Consider the following 20863-nt stretch of genomic DNA (forward strand, 5'->3'; position numbering starts at 1 on the left):
CTCTATAGCGGTTAACGGTTCGCTAGATAGTCTTCCAAAATAAGCTGTGCGGCGGCACTATCGATTTTGTCCTTACTCAGCTCGCGGTAGCCGCCGCGAGCGAACAACTCCTCTTTCGCTGCAACCGTGGTCAAACGCTCATCTTGCAATTCAACCGGCAAGCCAAAACGACCGTGCAGGCGGTTGGCGAACTTTCTGGCTAAATCAGTAAGTGGTTGCTCACTACCATCCATGTTCAAGGGCAGGCCAACGACCAGTAATTGAGGTTGCCACTCGGCGATCATCTTCGCGACTTTCGCCCAATCGGGTTGACCATCCTTAGCTTTTAACGCCGGTAATGGCGAGGCGGTGCCGGTAATGGTTTGGCCAACCGCAACGCCGATATTGTGGGTACCGAAGTCAAAGCCCAGCAGTTGGCTCATGCGTGCCCAGCTCCCGGACCAAGTTGCCAAGCGTGAAAACCAAGCTTTTCAGTGGCTCGCTGCCAACGTTCACTACTTGGCGTGTGAAACAAGATAGCTGGGTCAGCAGGAATGGTCAGCCAACTGTTGTCGGCCAATTCACGTTCAAGTTGCCCAGCTTCCCAACCCGCGTAGCCAAGGGTAAGAATAAAGTTCTCAGGAGCTTGGTTACGTCCCATGGCTTCAAGGATGTCTTTGGATGTGGTGATCATGATGTCATCACTAATGTGCGCAGAGCTGTTCCAATCGTCGCTGGCGCCGTGCAACACAAAGCCACGGTCACGGGCTAGCGGACCGCCAGCAAATACTGGTTTGTCGAACATGACCGACTGTTCAGGCACGACGATTTCAAGTTGCTCGAGGACCTTGGCAACATTCAACTCAATCGGTTGGTTGATCACTAACCCCATGGCACCTTCTGCATTGTGTTCACAAATATAGGTGACCGAGCGATGGAAAAACGGGTCTTCCATATCAGGCATGGCAATTAAAAAGTGATTTTGTAAATTCGTCAGTGCTTCCATAAACCTCTCACCCTTAGCGCATTATGCTTTTTTACGCGCTTCAATGGCGGTAAAAAGTTGTCCAGCTATATTAATGTCATATGCGGCTTCGATCTCGCGCATACAAGTGGGGCTCGTCACATTTATTTCGGTGATGCGGTCGCCAATCACGTCCAAGCCCACCAATAACAAACCACGACGCTTTAGTTCTGGACCAACGCGGCGGGCAAGTTCCCAGTCGCTATCGCTTAGCGGTTGCGGTCGACCGCTACCGCCAGCAGCGAGATTCCCGCGGGTTTCGCCAGCCGAAGGAACGCGGGCGAGTGAGTAGGGCATGGGTTCTCCGTCGATAATCAGAATACGTTTATCGCCGTCTTTGATCTCCGGCATGTAGCGCTGAATCATGGCATAGCGGCTACCGTGGGCAGTCAAGGTTTCGATAATGACACCGAGGTTGTTACCGTCGGCACCGACACGAAAAATCGATGCGCCACCCATACCATCGAGCGGTTTCAAGATAATGTCTTGGTGTTCGTGATGAAACGCTCTAATTTGCTCGGCACGACGGGTAACGATGGTCGGTGGTGTCAGATCCGCGAACCAAGCGGTAAATAATTTTTCGTTGCAGTCGCGTAAGCTTTGCGGCTTGTTGACCACCAACGCACCGGCTTGCTCGGCCAGTTCTAACATGTAGGTTGCGTAGACATATTCGGTGTCAAACGGCGGATCCTTGCGCATCATGATGACGTCAAAGTCAGCCAACGGCTGCTCAACCACTTCACCAAGCTGATAAAAGTCGTCAGGTTGATCGACCACTTTGACCGTGCGACTGCGCGCCATGGGTTGCCCTTGTACCAATGACAAATCGTGCATCTCGAGATAATGGCATTGGTAACCGCGCGCTTGGGCTTCGAGTAACAGACGGAAGCTCGTATCCTTGTAGGTTTTTACGCTCGCGATAGGGTCCATAATCATAGCTAACTTCATGGTTGAGCTCCTGAGTAAATTAGTTTGCGCTGCCGGCGAGATCGCCGAATTGATATTGCACGACGGATAACGCTGTCAACGCTGCGGTTTCGGTGCGTAACACGCGAGGGCCTAGCTGCACCGCTTGGAATTCGGCGGCTGCAGCAGTTGCGACTTCGGCGTCGGTTAGACCGCCCTCCGGGCCAATGAGCAACTGCACCAGGTCGTTGCTAAGTTGTTGTTCACGCAAAGCCTTTGGCGCCTGCGGATCAAGCGTCAACCGCAGCGCTTGCGGTAAGTCTTGTAACCACTGCGCGAGTGACACAGGTGGATGCACCTTGGGAACCACAGCTCGGCCACTTTGTTCGCAAGCACTCACCACGATTTTTTGCCACTGCTGGCGCTTTTTTTCGAGTCGCTCACCACTGAGCTTAACGCCGCAACGTTCGGTAAATAATGGCGTGATGCTATGCACCCCCAGTTCGACAGACTTTTGCAACACAAAGTCCATACGATCACCGCGCGAAATGCCCTGGCCCAAATGAATCTTAATGGGTGATTCGCTTTGGTTGATTTGCAACCCAGTGATGCGAACCTCGACGTTTTTCTTGCTGGCGCTGACAATCTCGGCGCTGTAATCGTAGCCGTCGCCGGTAAAGACCTCGAGCGCTTGGCCCGCAGTCATGCGTAAAACACGACCTACATGGCTGGCTGCTTCATCGCCTAAAGCGAAGACTTGACCCTCTGCGAAGCTCGGTTGTTCACTATTTTCGGCTAAAGCATCAAGCAAAGGGTGATAAATTCGCGGTACTCGCATAACATGATCCTAATTAACTAACGTCATCATCTTATCAGAAGGAAACCCAACATGGCGACAAAGTACAACCTAAAACAGTGGGCGTATGCGGCAACAGTCATGGCCGCCGCCAGTAGCCAAAGCGCATGGGCTGAAGATGCACATAGCTATGCGAAATTGCAGGAAGTTACAACACCTCATCTGGAACTTGATTTGACCGTTGATTTTGAGGGGAAACAACTACGTGGTACCGCAACCTACGATTTGGTGCGCAAAAGTGACGATGCAACCACTGTGCACATGGACACGCGTGAGCTGACCATCAGCAAAGCAGAAATTTGGCAAGATAATGCGTGGCAAGAAACCAGTTTTAAACTCGCCGAACCCCATGAAACGTTGGGGCAAGAACTGACAGTAAGCATTGGTGAAGCTACGGACAAAGTACGCATTCACTATACAACTGCCCCCACGGCCAGCGGCCTGCAATGGCTGAGTCCTGAACAAACCAAAAGCGTTAAGTTTCCGTTTATGTTTAGTCAATCACAGCCGATCCATGCGCGCAGTTGGATTCCGATTCAAGACACGCCAGCGTTGCGCTTAACCTATGATGCAACCGTTCGCACTCCGGCAGGCATGTTGGCGGTAATGAGCGCTGATAATAGTCTCGATCCGGAGCTTGATGGCAACTATTCGTTTAGCATGCCACAGCCAATCCCGCCGTACCTGATTGCTATTGCTGCGGGCGAGTTAGTGGTGAAAGAGATCAGCGACAATGTCGCAGTTTTTGCTGAACCGTACATCATTGATGACGCTGCTTGGGAATGGGCAGATACCCCAGCGATGATCACCGCTACTGAAGAAATGTATGGGCCTTATCGTTGGGATCGTTATGACTTACTGGTTCTGCCACCGAGCTTCCCATTTGGCGGCATGGAAAATCCACGGTTGTCGTTCATTACCCCAACCGTGGTGTCGGGCGACCGCACCTTGATTAACCTAATTGCCCACGAATTAGCGCATTCATGGTCGGGGAACCTCGTGACCAATGCGAGCTGGCGCGATCTGTGGCTAAACGAAGGCTTCACCAGTTATGTGGAGAATCGTATTATGGAGTCGCTATTCGGTGAGCGCCGTGCGCAAATGGAATTGGCTTTAGGCTACCAAGATTTGCTCGACAATATGGAACGTTTGGCGCCGAAAGACACCGTACTCAATATCGAATTGGGCACACGCCACCCTGATGATGTGTTCTCGCAGGTTCCGTATGTAAAAGGCCAACTATTCTTGGTGTATCTCGAAAACAAGTTTGGTCGTGAGACCTTTGATAACTTCTTGCGTCAGTACTTCGATGACTTCGCCTTTCAAAGTATTTCAACTGCCGAATTCAAAGCGTATTTAGCGCGTCATTTATTGGCCAAGAACCCTGACGTCGTGTCGATGGACAAGGTCAATGAGTGGATTCATGAGCCGGGCTTACCAGCGGATGCGCCCAAGCCTACATCAAATGCGTTTGCGGAAGTTGAAAAGCAAATGCAACGTTGGTTAAAAGGTGGTCAGTTAACAACACAAGAGTGGACCACGCACGAATGGCTGCATTTCATTAACAACCTACCGCTGGATATTTCCAGCGTGAATATGCGTCGGCTTGATGAGCAGTTCAACTTGACGCAAAGCAAGAACGCAGAGATTGCGCATGCATGGTTAAAGTTAGCGATCGTAAAAAATTATGAACCAGCGCGGGATCGTTTGCGTAACTACTTGCTTACTATTGGCCGTAACAAACTGGTCAGCCCGCTTTACCGTGAGCTGGCGAAAACGCCCGACAATCTGAAATGGGCGCGCGAAGTTTATCAGCAAGCCAAGCCTGGCTATCATCCGCTCACGCAGACGGTGAATGAAGCCCTGCTTTATCCTGAACAGTAAGCAAAAAGGAGTACGCTATGCCACAAGCAATAGGTTACGCAGCACAGGCTGCAGACAAAGATCTGGAGTATTTTGAGTTTGAACGTCGCGACCCGACTGCGGAAGACGTTGAAATCGAAATTGCGTACTGCGGTGTTTGCCACTCAGACTTGCATCAGGCACGTAATGAATGGGGTGGAACTGTATTCCCATGCGTACCGGGACACGAAATCGTCGGCAAGGTTACCCGAGTCGGGGACAAGGTAAGCAAATTTAAAGTGGGTGATACTGTGGGTGTCGGCTGTATGGTCGACGCTTGTGGGCATTGTCATAGTTGTGACGAGGGCCACGAGCAATACTGTGAAAATGGTTTTGTTGGCACTTACAACGGCGAAGACAAGCATTTAGGTGGTGTCACGTATGGCGGTTACTCGAATCGCATCACCGTTAAAGAAAGTTTTGTCTTGCGCGTATCCGAAGGCCTTGATTTAGCTGGTGTTGCACCCTTGCTATGTGCCGGTATTACGACCTACTCACCATTGCGTCACTGGGGTGTTACCAAGGGCCATAAAGTCGGCGTAGTAGGGCTAGGTGGTCTTGGTCACATGGCGGTGAAGTTAGCAGCAGCGATGGGCGCCGAAGTGGTGCTGTTCACCACCTCGCCAGGTAAAGTAGACGATGGCAAGCGCTTAGGTGCTGATCATGTGGTCATTTCGAAAGACGAAGAGCAAATGAAAGCGTGGACCAATCAGCTCGACTTTATCTTAAACACCGTGGCAGCTCCGCATGACTTGGATGCTTATCTGAGCCTGTTGCGGTTGAACGGCACGATGTGTTTGGTGGGCGTCCCAGCTGAGCATCATCCGTCACCGGCGGTGTTCAACTTGATTGCTAAACGTCGCAGCTTGGCGGGTTCATTGATTGGCGGTATTGCCGAAACCCAAGAGATGCTCGATTTCTGTGCCGAACATGGCATCACCTCTGACATCGAAATGATTGCGATGGATGACATCAATGAAGCTTACGAGCGGATGCTAAAAAGCGATGTGAAATATCGCTTTGTCATTGATATGGCAACGTTGAAACAGAAATAAAGACTTTTAGACGTCTAAATGTGGAAAGTTGGGCGTGGTTTCGTTAAACTACGCCCAATTTTTTAGCTTAAAGATAAGTTGAGACCGAACACTATGGCGAAGCACCTTTTTACCTCTGAGTCAGTATCAGAAGGACATCCGGATAAAATTGCTGATCAAATTTCAGATGCAGTTCTCGATGCAATTCTTGCTCAGGACCCGCGCGCGCGCGTGGCCTGCGAAACTTACGTCAAAACCGGCATGGTGTTGGTCGGTGGTGAAGTTTCGACAACCGCATGGGTTGATATCGAAGAGTTGGCACGTAATACCGTCCGTGAAATCGGTTACACCCACTCTGACATGGGCTTTGATGGCGCTTCGTGCGCTGTATTAAATGCCATTGGTAAGCAGTCAATGGATATCAACCAAGGTGTGGATCGTGCGTCACTAGAAGAGCAAGGCGCCGGTGACCAAGGTTTGATGTTCGGTTACGCCTCGAATGAGACGGACGTGTTGATGCCTGCGCCGATTACCTATGCGCACCGACTCATGCAACGCCAAGCGGAAGTGCGTAAGAATGGTACGCTGCCGTGGTTACGCCCAGATGCAAAAAGCCAGCTGACTTTCGTTTACGAAGATGGCAAGCCTGTTGCAATTGATACCGTGGTGCTTTCTACCCAGCATGCTGAGGGCATTAGCCAAGCTGATTTGCGTGAAGCGGTGATTGAAACCATCATCAAGCCAGTGTTGCCAGAGGAATGGTTCCCAGTGAATCAAGAGCGGATTTTCATTAATCCAACTGGGAAATTCGTGATTGGCGGACCTATGGGTGACTGTGGCTTAACCGGTCGCAAGATCATCGTCGATACTTATGGCGGTATGGCGCGGCACGGTGGTGGTGCATTCTCAGGTAAAGATCCATCAAAAGTTGACCGCAGTGCCGCCTATGCGGCACGTTACGTGGCGAAAAACCTTGTTGCTGCTGGCTTGGCCGAGCGTTGTGAGATTCAGGTGTCGTATGCAATTGGTGTGGCCGAACCAACGTCGATCAGCATTGAAACTTTTGGTACGAGTCCTTATAGCGAAGAGCAATTAATCGCCCTAGTTCGCAAGCATTTTGACTTGCGCCCTTATGGTTTGATTCAGATGCTTGACCTGGAACGCCCGATTTATCAACAGACAGCAGCCTATGGTCACTTTGGTCGAGATGCCTTCCCATGGGAGAAAACTGACAAAGCGGAAGCCCTGCGAGCTGACATGTGACTGTTCCCCGTCCTTTCGGGCGAGGCTTCCAACTTCTTAGGCAGCAACCGGGGCATGGCCGGATTTACGCAAGCCTCCATTGGCAGGAACCGACAGTCCTTCGGCTCGTAGTTTAATAATACCCTGCTGCCGGATATTGATCGCGGCGTTGATGTCGCGATCAAGCCGTGCTGTACAAGCAGGGCATGTCCAGTTGCGCACCGACAATGGCAGAGCATCCACCTTGTGGCCGCAGTTGGAGCAGGTCTTGGAGCTGGCAAACCATTGGTCGACTTTGACGAGATGTTTGCCCTGCGCTTTGGCCTTGTACTCCAGCTTTTGGATCAAGCCGAACCAGCTTGCGTCTGCGATGTGCTTTGATAACTTACGGTTCTTCAGCATGTTTTTGACTTTCAATGTCTCGACCACCACCGCTTGGTTTTCGTCAATGAGTTGTCGGGACAGGTTGTGCTGGAAGTCAGCACGGACATTCGCTAGGCGTTCATACGCCTTAGCCAGTTTTAACCGTGCTTTCGTGCGACCTGTACTGCCTTTCTGGCAGCGAGATAAGGCTTTCTGCTTGCGTCGCAAGTTAGACTGGGCACGCTTCAGGAAACGGGGATTCGCGGTCTTGTTACCTTCGGAGTCGATAGCAAGATGAGTTAGCCCCATATCAACGCCCAGCACGGTATCAACAGTGTGCATTAGGGTAGGTGTTTTCAAGCCGTCGTCGAGCAACAGCGAGGCGTAGTATTTCCCTGTTACCGTGCGCGAGAGAGTGATGCTCTTGAGCTTTCCGTCCAATTCACGGTGAACCCGCGCCTTGATCGGATTCATCTTCGGCACTTTGATCCAGTTTGCGCCAGCACTCACATTCATGCAGTGGTAGCTGGATTGTTTCCCATGCTTGCGCTTGAACTTGGGATAACGGGCGGGGAGCTTCGGGTCAAAAAAGTTCTGGAAGGCTTTATCGAGGTTGATGCACGCTTGCTGGAGTGCAACTGAATCAAAATCCTTGAGCCAGTGATACTTGCGGGACTTTTTCGCCACCGCCAACAGCGGCTTAAGGTCTTTCTTGGCCTTAAGCTTCAGGCCATGGCGTTTGTATTGTGAGCTGATGACATGTAACGCCTTATTGTACACGAACCGCGTAGCACCGAACTGGCGGTTGAGAAATTCCGCCTGCTCGGGTGTCGGGTAGATGCGCACTTTGGTTGTTTTTAACATGGTCAGCAATACACTGTATATGCATACAGTATATTTGCACGTCACTACACTTGAGTCAAGACGACTTGCTACTATAAGAGAACGACTTATATCCCCTCCCGAATGAGCGAGGATTTACCGCGTAATTGCTAATTTGCTTAGAAGCCCCGAATTGTGGAGAATACGCGCACCTAGTGAGCATTTTTCTCAAGCAGCAATTTGGGGTTTTTCGTTATGACGACAGCAGTTTCTGAACGTAAGCATCTTGCCAACGCGATCCGCGCACTCAGCATGGATGCCGTACAACAAGCCAATTCCGGACATCCGGGTGCGCCGATGGGTATGGCCGACATCGCCGAGGTGCTCTGGCGGGACTACCTGAAACATAACCCTGCTAACCCCAATTGGGCTGACCGCGACCGTTTTGTCTTGTCGAACGGTCATGGCTCAATGCTGATTTACTCGTTGCTGCACCTAACCGGCTATGAGCTCAATATCGATGATCTGAAAAACTTTCGGCAGTTACATTCCAAAACCCCTGGTCACCCTGAGTACGGTTACGCGCCTGGTATTGAAACCACCACAGGCCCATTAGGGCAAGGTATCTCGAACGCTGTAGGCATGGCGCTCGCCGAGAAAGTGCTCGCGGCACAGTTTAACCGTCCAAGTCATGACATTATCGATCACTACACCTACACCTTTCTTGGCGATGGCTGCTTGATGGAGGGGATCTCCCATGAAGTTTGTTCATTGGCAGGAACGCTTGGTTTGGGCAAGCTCATTGCCTTCTATGATGACAATGGCATTTCCATTGACGGCGAAGTTGAAGGTTGGTTCACCGATGACACGGCAAAGCGTTTTGAGGCTTACGGCTGGCATGTGATTCGTGACGTAGACGGACATGATGCACAAGCCATTGACCAAGCCATACAAGCAGCGCGCGGCGAAACGGCCAAACCGACATTGATTATTTGCAAAACGATCATTGGTTTTGGGGCGCCGAATAAGCAAGGCAGCGAAAGTTGTCACGGTGCGCCGCTGGGTGCCGACGAAATTGCTGCAGCACGTAAGCAACTCGGTTGGAATTACGCTGCGTTTGAAGTTCCTGACGATGTTTATCAAGCGTGGTCGGCGAAGGACGCAGGTGCTGCGCAAGAAAACGAATGGAACCAACGGTTTGCTGCCTACGCGGATGCTCACCCAGAATTGGCGGCGGAATTGCAGCGTCGATTAGCAAACGAGTTACCGAGTGACTTTGCCGAGCACGCGCAAGCTTACATTGAGAAGTTACAAGCGGAGCCGGCAGACATTGCAAGTCGTAAAGCGTCGCAAAATGCGATCAATGCGTTTGCCCCGAAACTTCCAGAATTACTTGGCGGCTCAGCGGATTTGGCGGGCTCAAACCTGACCTTGTGGGATGGCGCGAAAGGCGTTACCGCAGAAGATGCTAGTGGCAATTATGTCTATTACGGCGTACGCGAATTTGGTATGTCGGCGATCATGAATGGTATCGCTTTGCACGGCGGTTTAGTGCCTTACGGTGCAACCTTCTTAATGTTCATGGAATACGCACGTAATGCGGTACGTATGGCGGCATTAATGAAGCAGCAAAGCATTTTCGTGTATACCCACGACTCGATTGGGCTCGGCGAAGACGGCCCGACCCACCAGCCGGTTGAGCAATTAGCTAGCTTGCGTATGACACCAAACATGAGCACGTGGCGTCCGTGCGATCAAGTTGAGTCGGCCGTCGCATGGAAAGCTGCACTGGAACGCAAAGACGGACCAACCGCACTGGTATTTAGCCGCCAGGGCTTACCACAGCAGGAGCGCAATGCAGAGCAGTTAGCGAATGTCGCGCGTGGTGGTTACGTGTTGCTTGATAGCCCCGCCGCGCCTGAACTTATTCTAATAGCTACAGGTTCAGAAGTTGCGATTACCATGGCTGCCGCGAAAACATTGCAGGCACAGGGTAAGCAGGTGCGTGTGGTATCTTTACCTGCCACCGATGCCTTTGACGCACAACCGGCCGACTACCGCGAAGCTGTGCTACCGAGTTCGGTAGCGAAACGTGTCGCGGTGGAAGCTGGTATTGCGGACTACTGGTATAAGTACGTGGGTCTGAATGGCCGCATTATCGGTATGACAAGTTTTGGTGAGTCAGCACCTGCTGGCGACCTGTTTAAGCATTTTGGTTTTACCGCGGAGCACATTGTTGCTGCTGCTGAGGAGTTACTTGCTGAATGAGCCAAGCCACTGCGCGGATAGCTATTAATGGTTTCGGTCGTATTGGCCGCAATGTATTGCGGGCCCTTTACGAGCGCGGCTATCGTGAGCAGTTGCAGGTTGTCGCCATCAATGAGCTGGCACCAGTATCGGCGATGGCGCACTTACTTAAGTACGACACCAGTCACGGTCGCTTCCAGCAGCCCGTGACGACGCCCGACAAGCATCAATTGCAAGTTGGCGATGATGTGATCAGCGTGTCTGCTGAAGCAGAGATTAGCTGCCTTGACTGGACACAACTTGGCATCGATATTGTGTTGGATTGTACCGGTGTACACGGTTCGCGCGAAGACGGCGCGCATTATCACGAATTGGGCATTTCGCGCGTACTTTACTCGCATCCAGGTGATCCAGATGTCGACTTTACCGCCATCTTTGGCGTGAATAGTGACCAGTTAACTGCGGCCCACAAAATTGTCTCCAATGGGTCATGCACGACCAACTGTAGCGTACCGGTACTGAAAGTACTCGACGATGCATTTGGCATTAAAAGTGGTGCGATTACCACTATTCATGCCGCCATGCACGACCAGCAAGTTATTGATGCTTATCACCAAGATCCGCGTTTGGCGCGTGCTGCTGGGCGTTCAATTATTCCGGTGGATACCCGTTTAGCGCGGGGTATTGAGCGCATCATGCCGCACTTTGCGGGCAAGTTTGAAGCCATTCAGGTGCGTGTGCCCACCACTAATGTGACGGCAATGGACATCAGCGTGACGGTGCGTGATGAAGTGAGTATCGACCGCGTTAACAGTCTGTTATCACAGGCGGCTCGAGGCAGTATGGCGAACATTTTGGGTTATATTGACGAGCCACTGGTCTCGATCGATTTTAATCATGACCCACGCTCAAGTATTGTGGACGGCACCCAAACACGGGTCGCCGACAAGCATTTAATTAAAGTACTGTGCTGGTGTGACAATGAGTGGGGCTTTGCCAATCGCATGCTCGATACGGCTCAAGTGATGCTTGCACAGCAGTCAGTTTCAACTTAACGAATAAGCAAGAGGGTGCAGGAATGTCTTCAGTCATCACCATGGATGATCTTGATTTAACCGATTTACGTGTTTTGATCCGTGAAGATCTGAATGTGCCGGTAAAAGACGGCAAGGTAACTTCAGACGCGCGTCTCAAAGCCGCAATTCCAACGATTCAGAAAGCACTCGATGCTGGTGCGAAGGTTATGGTGATGTCGCATTTAGGGCGTCCCGAAGAAGGCGTGTACGACGCACAATTTTCGTTGCAGCCGGTGGTTGATTACCTAAATGACGCATTGTCAGTGCCGGTTAAACTTGCCACTGATTACCTTGACGGTGTTGAGGTTGCGCGGGGCGAAGTGGTGGTTTTTGAGAACGTACGGTTTAATCAAGGCGAAAAGAAAAACAACGACGCTTTAGCGCAAAAGTTAGCAGCGTTATGTGACGTATTTGTGATGGATGCCTTCGGTACCGCGCACCGTGCCCAAGCTTCTACTCATGGTGTGGCGAAATACGCTGATGTTGCTTGTGCTGGACCATTACTTGCTGCAGAGCTTGAAGCATTAGGCAAAGCATTTGCAAATCCGGCTCGTCCATTAGTCGCCATTGTCGGTGGTTCCAAAGTCTCAACCAAGCTGACGGTATTGGAATCGTTGTCAGGGGTGGTAGACCAGCTCATCGTTGGTGGTGGTATTGCCAACACCTTTATTGCCGCGGCGGGTCATGATGTTGGCAAGTCGTTGTATGAAGCTGACTTGATGGACGAAGCAGCACGCCTAGTTGCTGCGGCACAAGCCAAAGGTGGCGATATTCCAGTGCCAACCGATGTCGTCACCGGCAAAGAGTTCAGCCCTGAAGCGGCCGCGGAAACCAAGTCAGTTAGTGATGTATGCGCGGATGATATGATTTTTGATATTGGTCCGGAGACCGCCGAGGCTTTTGCAAAAATTCTGCAAAATGCCGGAACCATCGTATGGAATGGACCGGTGGGCGTGTTTGAATTTGACCAATTTGGCGCAGGTACCAAAGCGTTAGCCGAAGCCATTGCGCAGAGCTCTGCATTTTCGATTGCTGGAGGTGGTGACACTCTTGCAGCCATTGATAAGTACGGCATCGCTGATAAAATCAGCTATATTTCGACCGGTGGCGGTGCCTTTTTGGAATTCTTAGAAGGTAAAAAACTACCTGCAGTCGCGATTCTGGAAGAACGCGCAGAGAATGGTTAAAAACCATTACGATTCAACGATCAGGAGATAACTCATGGCTTTAATTTCACTACGCCAATTGCTCGACCACGCTGCCGAGAACGGCTATGGCGTACCCGCTTTTAATGTTAATAACCTCGAGCAAATGCGCGCCATTATGGAAGCTGCGGATGCCACCGATAGCCCAGTGATCGTGCAGGCTTCAGCGGGTGCGCGCACGTACGCAGGCGCGCCGTTTTTACGTCACCTGATTCTTGCGGCAATCGAAGAATGGCCTCATATTCCAGTGGTGATGCATCAAGATCACGGCACCTCGCCTGCGGTTTGTCAGCGTTCGATTCAACTGGGTTTTAGCTCGGTAATGATGGATGGCTCGTTAAAAGAAGACGGCAAGACCCCAGCGGATTACGATTATAACGTTCAGGTTACCCAGACCGCTGTCGCCATGGCGCATGCCTGCGGTGTTTCGGTTGAAGGTGAGCTGGGTGTGTTAGGTTCATTGGAAACCGGTGAAGCCGGCGAAGAAGACGGTGTTGGTGCTGAGGGCAAACTTAGCCACGACCAACTGTTGACCGACCCTGAAGAGGCTGCCCAGTTCGTTAAGGCGACCAATGTTGATGCGTTGGCGATTGCTTGTGGTACTTCCCACGGTGCCTACAAGTTTAGCCGTCCACCAACGGGTGACATTCTTGCGATTGACCGCATCAAAGAGATCCACAAGCGCATTCCAACCACGCATTTGGTGATGCACGGGTCGTCTTCAGTACCGCAAGAATGGTTGAAAGTGATTAACGATTTTGGCGGCGAGATCCCAGAAACTTACGGTGTGCCTGTTGAGCAAATTGCTGAAGGTATCAAGCATGGCGTGCGGAAAGTAAATATCGATACCGATTTGCGTCTTGCGTCGACCGGTGCGGTACGTCGTCATCTGGCACAAAACACCAGCAACTTCGATCCACGTAAATTCTTAAAGGCCTCAACCGATGCCATGTTCGACATCTGTAAGGCCCGCTATGAGGCATTCGGCTGTGCGGGTCAAGCACATAAAATCAAGCCGATTTCGCTAGAAGAGATGTTCAAACGCTACGAAACGGGCGAATTGGACGCTAAAGTGAACTAATCGGGGTTCTTTTTCGAGGCAATCCCACGTTATACTGATGCGTAATGTGGGATTGTGAAAAAGACGAGGTGTTTGTGAACTTTAAGAAGACTTTGCCAGCGCTGGCTGTGTTTGCCTGTCTCGGCTTGCCGAGTGCCTATGCACAAGCGTCAATATTCATGTTTGACGATGCCAGCGACTTAGACACGGAAGAGAAAAAAGACTGGGATGCATCGGCTGAGCTCGGTTTGCTATTCACCTCCGGTAACACCAAAACCGAAACTTTCAAAACCAAGTTGAATGCTGCCCGTGATTATGAGAATTGGCGGCACAAGGGTGTTATCGACTATTACCGTTCAAAACAAGAAGATCAATCAACCGGTGAGACCTACACTACTGGCGATCGTTTGTTTGTTTCGGCGCAGTCTAACTACAAGTTTAGTCCGGAGAGCCGTTCTTCAGTGTTCGTGTTCGGTTCTTATGAAGAAGACAAGTTCAGTGGTTACGACTATCGCGGTACGGTTGCGGTAGGTTATGGCGCACGGTATCGATACAGCCCGACGTTATTTGCCGACTACGAAGTGGGTCCTGGTCTTTCCGTCAATAAACCGATCGTTGATGGTATCGCACAGGAGCAAGAAAGCAGCGCGATTCTTCGTCTGGCGGGAAACTTGGTCTGGGATATCACGAAAAGCTCGAAACTCAATGCGTTGGCTTCAACTGAAATAGGTGAGCAAAACACCAAGTCTCGTGGCGAGTTGTCGGTATCAGCCAACGTGAACAGCTCATTAGCCTTGAAGTTTTCCGTGGCTGCGAGCCATAACTCGTATTTAGAAGATCCCAGCAAAGAGAAGTTAGATACTGAAACCGCCGTGACCTTAGTTTACAGTTTCTAACCTCACTTGCTTTAAGCCTTCAGAGCGGGTTGCCGATTAGTCCTCGGCAATCCGCTTTTTCAAATGCACAGGTTGGTTACGTTTGCGCATGCGAATGTTGAGTAACTCAACGATCAATGAGAACGCCATCGCGAAGTAAACATACCCCTTCGGCACATGGAAGCCTAAACCTTCGCCCATTAAAGTAAAACCAATCAGAATTAAGAAGCTCAGCGCTAACATTTTGATCGTTGGGTGACGATCGACAAATTCGCCAATCGCTTTGGCGGCAAGCATCATCACCAGCACTGCAACCACCACCGCAATAATCATGACCGCGACATAATCGACTAAACCTACTGCGGTAATCACCGAATCAAGTGAGAAGACGATATCGATGACGGCTATCTGGGTGATAATGGCGCCAAACGTGGCCGCTTTCCCAGAGGTTTTGGTTTCTTCCGCACCCTCGAGACTATGGTGAATCTCTAAAGTACTTTTACCGAGTAAGAATAAACCACCGAAGAAAAGAATTAAGTCGCGCCCCGAGAAGGCAAAGCCGAGCACCTCAAATAACGGCTCTGTTAAGCCCATAACCCAGACAATACTGAGCAGTAACGCAATCCGCATGCCCATGGCGAGCAATAAGCCAATTTGACGTGCTTTCTGGCGTTGGCTTTCTGGTAAACGTCCAACCAAGATGGAAATAAAGATAATGTTATCAATGCCTAAGACAACTTCGAGTGCGGTTAAGGTCGCTAAAGCAACCCACGCCTCGGGTAAAAAGATCCATTCAAACATTTAGGTTTCTCTTACATTGTGATGGTATTGAATTACAATAAACGGGTTATTTCGCAAAAACAACGTGGAATACTCTTTGCGCAGCGCTTACATTTTGGCTAGTATGCGCACCCCGATAATGATCGGGAACACGATGATTCTAATAGCAGCAACAAAGGCGAACTTTTATGTCTGCAAACTCGTTTCTAGGTGTATTTGCAAAGTCACCGATCAAACCGATGATCGAGCACATTGAACAAGTGCATGACTGCGCAATGACTTTAAAACCCTTCTTTCAAGCCGTTTATGCCGGCAACTGGGATGACGCTGAAGAGCATCGCAAGGCGATTGTGAAAAAAGAAAAAGCCGCAGATGATCTGAAACGCGAAATCCGTTTGAACCTTCCTGGTGGTTTGTTTATGCCTGTCGAGCGCACCGATTTGCTCGAACTGGTATCGCAACAAGACCGCATCGCGAATAAAGCTAAAGATATTTCCGGCCTGATTACTGGACGTGAACTACAAGTACCAGAGTCGATGGTTGAAGGCTTTGATGCCTATCTGCAGCGCTGTTTGGATGCCACGGATAAAGCTAAAGAAACCATTGGCGAATTCGATGATCTGCTCGAAGTGGGCTTCAAAGGCCGTGAGCGTAAGATTGTTGATAGCCTGATTTCTGAGCTTGACAACATTGAGCAAGATACCGATGCCCTGCAAGTTAAACTACGCCGTCAGCTACGTGCGTTAGAGCAGGACATGAATCCGCTTGATGCAATGTTTCTCTACAAAATCCTTGATTGGGTCGGTGATCTTGCGGACCTAGCCGAGCGCGTGGGCGCGCGATTTGAGCTCATGCTTGCACGAGTCTAAGTCGGAGACAAACAATGGATATTATTTCAACTTATAACCTCACGCTGATTTTGATGGCAGCAGCGTTTGCTTTCTTTATGGCGTGGGGTATCGGTGCCAATGACGTTGCGAACGCCATGGGGACCTCGGTAGGTTCTAAAGCGTTAACCATCAAACAAGCGATTATTGTCGCGATGATTTTCGAGTTTGCTGGTGCGTATTTGGCGGGTGGTGAAGTTACCTCGACAATTCGAAAGGGTATTATTGACTCGGCGTACTTTGTCGATGCGCCTGAACTGCTCGTATTCGGGATGATTGGTGCACTCTTAGCCGCTGGTTTTTGGTTGCTTATCGCCTCTTACTTAGGTTGGCCGGTGTCGACAACTCACTCGATTATTGGCGCTATCGTTGGCTTTGCCGCCGTCGGTGTGAGCCCTGACTCGGTGGAGTGGTCAAAGGTATTAGGTATTGTCGGTAGTTGGGTGGTGACACCTATGATCGCCGGCCTCATTGCCTATTTTATTTTCATAAGTGCGCAAAAGCTTATTTTTGATCGGGAAAACCCACTCGACATGGCAAAGCGTTATGTGCCGTTTTATATGGCACTGACCGGCTTTGTTATCGCGTTGGTTACCATCAAAAAGGGTTTAAAACACGTTGGTGTGCAGTTTTCGACCTTCGACGGTATTGCCTTGGCGATAGGTATTGGTGTGGTGGTAGGAATCATCGGTAAAATCATGATCGGCCGTCTACGCTTTGACCCTTCGGCCGATAAAGACATGCATTACACTAACGTCGAAAAAGTATTTGCTGTATTGATGGTGGTTACCGCTTGTGCCATGGCTTTCGCCCACGGTTCAAATGACGTTGCGAATGCGATTGGTCCGTTAGCTGCTGTGGTGAGTGTTGTGCAAAGTGGTGGTGAGATCTCGAGCAAGGCCGCACTCGCATGGTGGGTATTGCCCGTCGGTGCAGTAGGTATCGTACTAGGCCTAGCAATGCTCGGTAAGCGCGTTATCGCAACCATTGGTAAAGGGATTACGCACTTGACCCCAAGCCGTGGTTTCGCCGCAGAATTAGCTGCCGCGTCGACGGTGGTTATTGCTTCTGGTACCGGTCTCCCGATTTCGACCACGCAAACCCTGGTGGGTGCGGTGCTCGGTGTAGGTATGGCGCGCGGTATTGCCGCATTGAACTTGGGTGTGGTTCGTAACATTGTCGTGTCGTGGGTAGTTACCCTACCGGCAGGTGCGATTATGTCGATTATCTTCTTCTTTATTTTGAAGACGGCATTTGGCGTTTAAGTCAACCTCGTCCACTATAGAAAGGCGGCTTCGGTCGCCTTTTTTTGTGCGCATAAGAAAATTTTTTGCCGTTACGAAAACTTTTTGTTGTTGGCGCTCGACTACAGTAGCAAAGAACAAAGGAACTCAATTGTGTTTGCACCATCAGATGAGCGGCTCGTGAGGCGAGCCTTAGAAAATAACAAACAGGCCTGGTTGCAATTGGTACAGCGCTACGAAGGATTAGTGTTTAACTACGCTCTGCGCATGAGCGGCAGTCGTGACGACGCCATGGATTTAATGCAGGACGTGTTTTTGTCGCTGTTCCGTAACCTAGCTGGCTGGCGTGGTGAAAGTTCATTCAAGAACTGGCTGATGAAAATCGCTCACCATCGCTGTATCGAGCACTTTCGTCGGCGTAAAGATTTTGCTGATGAACATGATTTTGAACAGCAAGAAAGTGAGCTGGATTGGCACAACCCTGAAGCAGTTTATCAAGGTCAGCAACGCACCCAGCAATTGGTGAAGGCCATGCAGGAGCTACCGATTGAGCAACGCATTGTGGTCGAGCTGAAGTTTTTTCAGCATTTGAAATTACAAGAGATTAGTCAGCAACTTGATGTACCGCTGAACACCGTGAAGTCACGCTTATACAAGGCGGTTGAACGTTTACAGCAGTTGGTGGAGGACGTATGAATAAGTCACATGAATTTGAAAATTGGATCCAGCAGACTGCCGATCAGACCAAAGCCGAACGCGTACCCGAGTGGCCGCGTGAACTGACCTTTCGCGGTCACGCCGAACAGCGTTTGCGCTGGTGGCAACGGCCTTTTTTACCACTAGCCTCACTGGCTTGCTCGGTGCTGGCGTTGCTAGCCATTGTAAGTCAGTTACAGGTGCAAGTGACCGATCAAGGCTTCAATGTTCACTTTGGTGGTGGGTTGACTGAACAACAATTACAGGCCGCAGTGACCGAGCGCATGAATGCTTACGCTGCTGAACAGCAATTGCAAATGGCCGATTACGCGGCGAACTTGCGTGAAGACTTCCGCGATGATGTGGCAGCCGCTAATCAGCAATTGGTGAATTATGTATTGACCACCAATCGCAGTGAGCGCCAAGAAGATATGGAAGACTTGATTCGTTATGTAAATGCACAGCGTGAAGACGATCAGGTTTACTTTGCTTATCAACTTTCACAAGTCACAGATCAGCTTATTGAGCCGGGTGACTTGGATACCACCCCAAATTTTGAGACGAAGGAGTAATACCATGCGCACCTTAATGGCGATTTCTGCGGTCGCGTTAGCACTGACGGCAAGTACAGTTGCTCATGCAGACCAACAACAACGTAATGAGCTGCGAAAGCAACTTGAAATCATGAACAGCATTTTTTCAACGGCACTTGAGCAGGAAAGTAAATCAGATCGACGTCATGTGATTTCACGTGACCGTTTAAGCTACAACTACTTAGCTGGTCAAGGCGTCGTGTACCGTACCCGGATCGGTGGTAACCGCATCATGTTTTTTGGCGGTGAAGTACCGATTCCCCCGATGCCTGATATGCCCAACATTGAAGGTATCGATAGTGTCGAAATTGAACTAGCGGTAACCGAAGGCTTAGCGGCAGCATCTGAAGCGCTTGAAGGCTTAGAAATTGTTACGGAAGATATTGAAGGTGACGGCGAAGGTAATATTCGCATCATTCGTACGGTGACTGATGAAGTCCGTGAATCAGCGGGTGATATGCGTGAACTGCGTCGTCGTGTACGTGACTTAGAGCTAGCCAAACGCAGTGCTGAGGGAGCTGAAAGCGAGGCGATTGAGAAAGAACTCGCACAAGCTCGGGTCGAATTGGAAGAAACCCAGCAAGCGTTGGAAACAGCGCGTGCGGAAATCGCTGAAGCGCGTCAGCAAGTGCGCAAAAAAGTAGAAGTGCGTAAAGCCGAGCGTGCAGAATTATTGCAGAAGCAACTGGCGAGTTTTGAGCAAACCATGGCGAGTACGCTGTGTGATTACGGCCGTACCTTGCGGGCGTTGCCAGCATCGGAGAACGTAACCTTTGTCCTCGAAGGCGCCGGCCAAGCAGAACAAGGCGGTAAGGACAAAATCTATATTTTCTCGAAAGGTCAATTAGATAAATGTGAATCGCCAAGTGATCTGTTAACCAAAGCAACGACGTACAACTTTTAACTGATCATTAGGATCGGTTGTCATCTCTGTTTGCACGCCTTCGGGCGTGCTTTTTTTTGCCCGTCAAAACAGGTAAAGTACGCGCTCAAAATAGCGGCAGTGATACCTATGGACGTAAAAGACTTTACCTTTGCATTACCTGATGAGCTGATTGCTCGTTATCCGCAGCCGGATCGCAGTGCGAGCCGTATGTTACGCCTTGATGGTGCAACAGGCGCAGTGGAACATTCACAATTCAAAGCGATTGTGGATGAACTGGAAGCTGGCGACCTGTTGGTGTTCAACGATACCCGTGTGATTCCGGCGCGGATGCTCGGTGAAAAGGTTTCGGGCGGTAAAATAGAAGTATTGGTCGAACGCTTGCTGGACGACCAACGAGTGCTGGCGCATGTACGTAGTAACCGAGCGCCAAAGCCTGGCGCCAAATTTATTCTCGAAGGTAAGGTTGAGGTTGAAATGGTGGCCCGTGAAGGCGCACTATTTGAACTTAAGTTTTTAACTGAAGCGCCGGTCTTAGAAGTTCTGGAAAGCTATGGGCATATGCCTTTGCCGCCCTATATTGATCGCCCCGATGAGGCGAGCGATCGTGAGCGCTATCAAACGGTCTACAATAAAAAACCGGGTGCAGTTGCCGCGCCGACCGCAGGTTTACACTTCGATGATGCGATTCTAGCGGCGCTCAAAGCGAAAGGTGTGCAGTTTGCATACGTAACCTTGCATGTCGGTGCCGGTACGTTTCAGCCGGTGCGCGTTGATAACATCGAAGAACATCACATGCACAGCGAATACGCTGAAGTGCCGCAAGAAACGGTTGCTGCGATCTTAGCGACCAAAGCTGCCGGTAAGCGTGTTGTGGCTGTAGGAACGACTTCAGTGCGCTCACTGGAGTCAGCAGCACAAGCGGCGTTAAAGAATGGTCAGCAGTTAGCGCCGTTTTTCTCCGACACCGATATCTTTATCTATCCCGGTTATGAATTCCAAATTATTGATGCCATGGTGACCAACTTTCACCTGCCAGAGTCGACCTTGATTATGTTGATTTCGGCATTTGCTGGACGCGAGCAAGTCCTCAATGCCTATGATCAGGCCATCCAAGAGCGCTATCGCTTTTTCAGTTATGGCGATGCGATGTTTGTGACCCGTAAACCGAGCTAAGGTATACTGGCGC

20 protein-coding genes are annotated in these 20863 nt (G+C 50.4%); 14 read left to right on the forward strand and 6 right to left on the reverse strand.

All coding sequences use genetic code 11. From position 1 onward, the window contains the following. Positions 1–11 precede the first annotated feature (11 nt). The 4 genes from ruvX to NV375_RS11485 are packed head-to-tail and all read right to left on the reverse strand — an operon-like array spanning position 12 to position 2747. Positions 12–422 (reverse strand): Holliday junction resolvase RuvX, encoded by a 411-nt coding sequence (gene ruvX, locus NV375_RS11470; RefSeq protein ID WP_258808336.1) that lies wholly within the window; start codon positions 420–422, stop codon positions 12–14. Further along, complete coding sequence (locus NV375_RS11475) at positions 419–976, reverse strand: YqgE/AlgH family protein (RefSeq protein ID WP_258808470.1); 558 nt, start codon at positions 974–976, stop codon at positions 419–421. The genes ruvX and NV375_RS11475 overlap by 4 nt, the downstream gene beginning before the upstream one ends. A gap of 30 nt (positions 977–1006) precedes the next feature. Next, positions 1007–1951 (reverse strand): glutathione synthase, encoded by a 945-nt coding sequence (gene gshB / locus NV375_RS11480; protein WP_258808337.1) that lies wholly within the window; start codon positions 1949–1951, stop codon positions 1007–1009. 19 nt (positions 1952–1970) lie between these two features. Next, positions 1971–2747 (reverse strand): 16S rRNA (uracil(1498)-N(3))-methyltransferase, encoded by a 777-nt coding sequence (locus NV375_RS11485; RefSeq protein WP_258808338.1) that lies wholly within the window; start codon positions 2745–2747, stop codon positions 1971–1973. Between the two features lie 51 nt (positions 2748–2798). On the opposite strand from NV375_RS11485, the gene NV375_RS11490 reads away from it, so the two are divergent. The 3 genes from NV375_RS11490 to metK all read left to right on the forward strand — a co-directional run bounded on the left by NV375_RS11490 (position 2799) and on the right by metK (position 6964). Then, a complete protein-coding gene (locus NV375_RS11490) occupies positions 2799–4649 on the forward strand; it encodes a M1 family metallopeptidase (RefSeq protein WP_258808339.1) in 1851 nt (616 codons plus the stop codon). Positions 4650–4666: 17 nt separating this feature from the next. Further along, complete coding sequence (locus NV375_RS11495; RefSeq protein ID WP_258808340.1) at positions 4667–5722, forward strand: NAD(P)-dependent alcohol dehydrogenase; 1056 nt, start codon at positions 4667–4669, stop codon at positions 5720–5722. Positions 5723–5815: 93 nt separating this feature from the next. Beyond that, positions 5816–6964, forward strand: a complete 1149-nt coding sequence (metK, locus tag NV375_RS11500; protein ID WP_258808341.1) for a methionine adenosyltransferase — start codon at positions 5816–5818, stop codon at positions 6962–6964. Positions 6965–7000: 36 nt separating this feature from the next. On the opposite strand, the gene NV375_RS11505 is transcribed toward metK, so the two are convergent. Beyond that, positions 7001–8170, reverse strand: coding sequence for a transposase (locus tag NV375_RS11505; RefSeq protein ID WP_258808342.1), 1170 nt, complete (start codon positions 8168–8170; stop codon positions 7001–7003). Positions 8171–8383: 213 nt separating this feature from the next. On the opposite strand from NV375_RS11505, the gene tkt reads away from it, so the two are divergent. The 5 genes from tkt (at position 8384) to NV375_RS11530 (ending at position 14612) form a co-directional block, all read left to right on the forward strand. Beyond that, positions 8384–10396: a transketolase gene (gene tkt / locus NV375_RS11510; protein ID WP_258808343.1), complete on the forward strand. Its 2013-nt coding sequence runs from the start codon at positions 8384–8386 to the stop codon at positions 10394–10396. After that, positions 10393–11430 carry an erythrose-4-phosphate dehydrogenase gene (gene epd / locus NV375_RS11515; RefSeq protein WP_258808344.1) on the forward strand — a complete coding sequence of 346 codons (1038 nt, stop codon included), beginning with the start codon at positions 10393–10395 and terminating at the stop codon, positions 11428–11430. Before tkt ends, epd begins: the two co-directional genes overlap by 4 nt. A gap of 23 nt (positions 11431–11453) precedes the next feature. Continuing rightward, positions 11454–12638, forward strand: a complete 1185-nt coding sequence (locus NV375_RS11520) for a phosphoglycerate kinase (RefSeq protein ID WP_258808345.1) — start codon at positions 11454–11456, stop codon at positions 12636–12638. A 34-nt stretch (positions 12639–12672) separates the two neighbouring features. Next, the gene (gene fba / locus NV375_RS11525; protein WP_258808346.1) at positions 12673–13737 is read left to right on the forward strand and encodes a class II fructose-bisphosphate aldolase; all 1065 of its coding nucleotides are present in this window, start codon (positions 12673–12675) and stop codon (positions 13735–13737) included. 74 nt (positions 13738–13811) lie between these two features. Then, positions 13812–14612, forward strand: coding sequence for a YdiY family protein (locus tag NV375_RS11530; protein WP_258808347.1), 801 nt, complete (start codon positions 13812–13814; stop codon positions 14610–14612). A 36-nt stretch (positions 14613–14648) separates the two neighbouring features. On the opposite strand, the gene NV375_RS11535 is transcribed toward NV375_RS11530, so the two are convergent. Then, complete coding sequence (locus NV375_RS11535) at positions 14649–15392, reverse strand: TerC family protein (protein ID WP_258808348.1); 744 nt, start codon at positions 15390–15392, stop codon at positions 14649–14651. A gap of 167 nt (positions 15393–15559) precedes the next feature. Between NV375_RS11535 and NV375_RS11540 the strand changes: the two genes are divergently transcribed. The 6 genes from NV375_RS11540 to queA all read left to right on the forward strand — a co-directional run bounded on the left by NV375_RS11540 (position 15560) and on the right by queA (position 20850). Continuing rightward, positions 15560–16240, forward strand: coding sequence for a TIGR00153 family protein (locus NV375_RS11540; protein ID WP_126773957.1), 681 nt, complete (start codon positions 15560–15562; stop codon positions 16238–16240). A 14-nt stretch (positions 16241–16254) separates the two neighbouring features. Next, entirely contained in the window at positions 16255–17523 is a 1269-nt protein-coding gene (locus NV375_RS11545; protein WP_258808349.1) for an inorganic phosphate transporter, read from the forward strand. Between the two features lie 132 nt (positions 17524–17655). Continuing rightward, entirely contained in the window at positions 17656–18198 is a 543-nt protein-coding gene (locus NV375_RS11550; protein ID WP_198677703.1) for an RNA polymerase sigma factor, read from the forward strand. Then, complete coding sequence (locus NV375_RS11555; RefSeq protein WP_258808350.1) at positions 18195–18770, forward strand: hypothetical protein; 576 nt, start codon at positions 18195–18197, stop codon at positions 18768–18770. Before NV375_RS11550 ends, NV375_RS11555 begins: the two co-directional genes overlap by 4 nt. A gap of 4 nt (positions 18771–18774) precedes the next feature. Then, positions 18775–19695, forward strand: a complete 921-nt coding sequence (locus NV375_RS11560; RefSeq protein WP_258808351.1) for a hypothetical protein — start codon at positions 18775–18777, stop codon at positions 19693–19695. Between the two features lie 108 nt (positions 19696–19803). Beyond that, entirely contained in the window at positions 19804–20850 is a 1047-nt protein-coding gene (queA, locus tag NV375_RS11565) for a tRNA preQ1(34) S-adenosylmethionine ribosyltransferase-isomerase QueA (protein WP_258808352.1), read from the forward strand. The last annotated feature ends 13 nt before the right edge of the window (positions 20851–20863 follow it).

Source organism: Pseudidiomarina sp. CB1, from assembly GCF_024752025.1.
Classification (GTDB): domain Bacteria; phylum Pseudomonadota; class Gammaproteobacteria; order Enterobacterales; family Alteromonadaceae; genus Pseudidiomarina.

Bases quoted from the DNA above. Each gene is read 5' to 3' on its own strand.
- NV375_RS11485 (WP_258808338.1), bottom strand. From the start codon at position 2,747: ATGCGAGTACCGCGAATTTATCACCCTTTGCTTGATGCTTTAGCCGAA.
- queA (WP_258808352.1), top strand. From the start codon at position 19,804: ATGGACGTAAAAGACTTTACCTTTGCATTACCTGATGAGCTGATTGCT.
- NV375_RS11535 (WP_258808348.1), bottom strand. From the start codon at position 15,392: ATGTTTGAATGGATCTTTTTACCCGAGGCGTGGGTTGCTTTAGCGACC.
- NV375_RS11540 (WP_126773957.1), top strand. From the start codon at position 15,560: ATGTCTGCAAACTCGTTTCTAGGTGTATTTGCAAAGTCACCGATCAAA.
- NV375_RS11560 (WP_258808351.1), top strand. From the start codon at position 18,775: ATGCGCACCTTAATGGCGATTTCTGCGGTCGCGTTAGCACTGACGGCA.
- NV375_RS11545 (WP_258808349.1), top strand. From the start codon at position 16,255: ATGGATATTATTTCAACTTATAACCTCACGCTGATTTTGATGGCAGCA.
- NV375_RS11505 (WP_258808342.1), bottom strand. From the start codon at position 8,170: ATGTTAAAAACAACCAAAGTGCGCATCTACCCGACACCCGAGCAGGCG.
- epd (WP_258808344.1), top strand. From the start codon at position 10,393: ATGAGCCAAGCCACTGCGCGGATAGCTATTAATGGTTTCGGTCGTATT.
- tkt (WP_258808343.1), top strand. From the start codon at position 8,384: ATGACGACAGCAGTTTCTGAACGTAAGCATCTTGCCAACGCGATCCGC.
- NV375_RS11495 (WP_258808340.1), top strand. From the start codon at position 4,667: ATGCCACAAGCAATAGGTTACGCAGCACAGGCTGCAGACAAAGATCTG.
- metK (WP_258808341.1), top strand. From the start codon at position 5,816: ATGGCGAAGCACCTTTTTACCTCTGAGTCAGTATCAGAAGGACATCCG.
- NV375_RS11490 (WP_258808339.1), top strand. From the start codon at position 2,799: ATGGCGACAAAGTACAACCTAAAACAGTGGGCGTATGCGGCAACAGTC.
- gshB (WP_258808337.1), bottom strand. From the start codon at position 1,951: ATGAAGTTAGCTATGATTATGGACCCTATCGCGAGCGTAAAAACCTAC.
- ruvX (WP_258808336.1), bottom strand. From the start codon at position 422: ATGAGCCAACTGCTGGGCTTTGACTTCGGTACCCACAATATCGGCGTT.
- NV375_RS11555 (WP_258808350.1), top strand. From the start codon at position 18,195: ATGAATAAGTCACATGAATTTGAAAATTGGATCCAGCAGACTGCCGAT.
- fba (WP_258808346.1), top strand. From the start codon at position 12,673: ATGGCTTTAATTTCACTACGCCAATTGCTCGACCACGCTGCCGAGAAC.
- NV375_RS11520 (WP_258808345.1), top strand. From the start codon at position 11,454: ATGTCTTCAGTCATCACCATGGATGATCTTGATTTAACCGATTTACGT.